This is a genomic window from Phenylobacterium sp. (assembly GCF_020402505.1).
Lineage (GTDB): Bacteria > Pseudomonadota > Alphaproteobacteria > Caulobacterales > Caulobacteraceae > Phenylobacterium.
Window position 1 is genome coordinate 1 of the sequence record NZ_JADBZL010000076.1, and the last position, 2,737, is coordinate 2,737.

The 2,737-nt window shown below is 70.2% G+C and carries 3 protein-coding genes; 2 read left to right on the forward strand and 1 reads right to left on the reverse strand.

Annotated elements, in window-relative coordinates; all coding sequences use genetic code 11:
- The first annotated feature begins 131 nt into the window (after positions 1-131).
- Positions 132-1,298 carry an acyl-CoA dehydrogenase family protein gene (locus IM632_RS05950; RefSeq protein WP_296481924.1) on the forward strand — a complete coding sequence of 389 codons (1,167 nt, stop codon included), beginning with the start codon at positions 132-134 and terminating at the stop codon, positions 1,296-1,298.
- Positions 1,295-2,080, forward strand: coding sequence for an enoyl-CoA hydratase/isomerase family protein (locus IM632_RS05955; RefSeq protein WP_296522874.1), 786 nt, complete (start codon positions 1,295-1,297; stop codon positions 2,078-2,080). The genes IM632_RS05950 and IM632_RS05955 overlap by 4 nt, the downstream gene beginning before the upstream one ends.
- Before the next feature lie 192 nt (positions 2,081-2,272).
- Here IM632_RS05955 and IM632_RS05960 read toward each other — a convergent pair.
- The coding region (locus tag IM632_RS05960) for a glucokinase (RefSeq protein ID WP_296552121.1) at positions 2,273-2,737 on the reverse strand (465 nt) is incomplete at its 5' end.

The following is a 2,737-nucleotide window of genomic DNA, read 5'->3' on the forward strand; positions in this document are numbered from 1 at the left end:
CGGATTCCCGCCAGGGGGCCCGTCGCCGTCGTCGCAAGTTCCCGAGTTTCCGCCACGTCGTGTCTCCCCTTGGCCGTTTCCGTCGTTATGATCTCCCCAGCCGATGGCGCAAGCCGGGAGGAGGCCGCCGCATGGACTTTCAGCTTTCCGAAGAGCACCGGATGCTCAAGGACCTCGCCGAGCGCTTCGTGCGCGAGGAGCTCATCCCCCTCGAGGGCGCGGTGCTGGCGCGGGACGCCGCCGGTCAGGGGATCTGGCTCTCGCCGGAAGAGCGGGCCCGGATTGACGAGGTCTCGCAGAAGCTGGGCCTGTGGGGCCTGGACGCCCCCGAGGACGTCGGCGGCTTCGACCTGCCCCAGGTGGCCCTGATCGGCGTCAACGAGGCCATGGGTTCGACCATCACCCCCTACACCCTGCCGCCCGACTCCCCGAACCTGCGCATGCTCATGGCCACGGTGAACGAGCGACAGCGCGAGGCCTATCTGGCCCCCTATGCGGCGGGCAAGACCATCAGCGCCATCGGCATTTCCGAGCCGGGCGCCGGCGCCGACCCGGCGGGCATGATCACCCGGGCGGTGCGCGACGGCGACGACTGGATTCTCAACGGCCGGAAGATCTGGACCAGCCGGGCCGAGCAGGCCGACTTCACCATCGTCATGGCTGTCACCGACAAGGAGAAGGGCTCCCGCGGCGGCATGAGCGCCTTCCTGGTCGACCGCGACACGCCCGGCTTCAACATCCTGCGCCGCATCCCCATGCTGGCCGGCGCCTTCACCTATGAGATCGCCCTCGACGACGTCCGCGTGCCGGGCTGGAAGCTGCTGGGCGTCGAGGGCCAGGGCTTCGCCCCCATGCAGGTGCGCCTGGGCACCCGCCGGATCGAGATGGCCGCCTGGTGCATCGGCCTCGCCCAGCGGGCCCTCGACATGATGATCGAGTACGCCCCTCAGCGCGTGACCTTCGGCCAGCCCCTGTCCCAGCGCCAGGCCGTGCAGTGGTGGGCCGCCGACGCCGCCACCAGGATCCACGCCGCCCGGCTTATGACCTATCACTGCGCCTGGAAGCTGGACCAGGGCCAGGACGTGAAGAACGAGATCTCGATGATCAAGGTCTTCGCCACCGAAATGGCCTGGGAGGTCCTGGACAATGTCATGCAGTGCTTCGGCGCCATGGGCATGACCAAGGAACTGCCCCTGCACCTGATGGCGGCCAGCATCCGCAACATGCGAATCTACGACGGGCCCTCTGAAGTCCACCGCATGGTGGTCGCCCGCAACCTCCTGGGAGTGAAGAGATGACCACGACGACCGAGCGCCCCGAGATCACCGTCGAGAGGACCGGCCACATCGCCGTGGTCACCCTCGACCGGCCGCCCAACAACCACGTCTCCGTGCCGCTGATGCGCGACCTGGCCGACCTCCTCAAGAAGATCGACGCCGACGACCAGGTCCGGGCCGTCGTCCTCGCCTCGGCCGGCAAGGCCTTCTGCGCCGGAGCCGACCTCGCCGCCCCGGACGGTATCGGCGGTTCGGGCATGAACGGCATCAATGACCTCTACACCCAGGCCGTGCGCCTGTTCTCGGTGGAAACCCCCATCATCGCCGCCGTCCAGGGCGCCGCCGTGGGCGCGGGCCTGGGCCTGGCCCTCGTCGCAGACTTCCGCATCGCCTCGCCCGAGGCCCGGTTCACGGCGAACTTCGTCAAGCTGGGCTTCCATCCCGGCTTCGGCCTGACCCACACCCTGCCCCGGGTGATCGGCGAGCAGAGGGCCAGCCTCATGTTCCTCACCGGCCGCCGGGTGAAGCCCGAGGAGGCCCTGGCCTGGGGCCTGGTGGACGAGGTGGTCCCGCAGCCCGAACTGCTCGAGGCCGCCAAGGCCCTCGCCGCCGAGATCGCCGAGAACGCCCCCCTGGCTGTGGTCGCCACCCGCAAGACCCTGCGCGCCGGCCTCGCCGCCGCCGTCCGGGCGCAGACCGACCACGAGCACGGCCAGCAGACCATCCTGCGCGCCACCGAAGACTTCGCCGAGGGCGTCCGCGCCGTGGCCGAACGCCGCCCGGGCAACTTCAAGGGACGATAACGCCCAATTCCTCCCCCTTTTCAGGCCGAGGAGGTCTGCGGAGCCGCCGTTGCACCCCCTCACCCCGCTGCGCGGGGAGCTCCCCCTGATGGGGAGCAATTAAGACGTTGAAATTCCTCCACCTTCCAGGGGGAGGTGGGCCGCGAAGCGGACCGGAGGGGGTCTTCTGAGGGGCCGCTCGGGCCCCCGGGGTCACCTCAGCCCCGCCGCCGGGCGCTTCAGGGCCCGCGCCGCGCCGACCAGGGCGGCGTAAGGATGCTGGATGAGGGTGGTCGGGATCTGCGCCATGAAGCCGCTCATCCGACCCTTGGCCTCGAAGCGGCGGCGGAACTCGCCTGTTTCCAGCCGGTCGGCCATGCGCGGCGCGAGGCCCCCTGAAATGAAGACCCCGCCACGGGCGCCGTAGGTCAGGGCAAGGTCGCCGGCCACCGAGCCCAGGATGGCGCAGAAGCGGTCGAGGGTCTCTCTGGCGAGGGCGTCGCCGCCCTCGGCGGCGGCGGTGACCGCGGTCTCGTCCGCCAGGGTCGCCGGGGCCCCCTGGATCTCCGCCAGGGCCTGGTAGAGATTGAACAGGCCCGGCCCCGAAAGGATGCGCTCGATGGAGGTGCGCCCGAACCGGCCGGTCAGGATGCGCAGGACCTCGATCTCCGTCTCGTC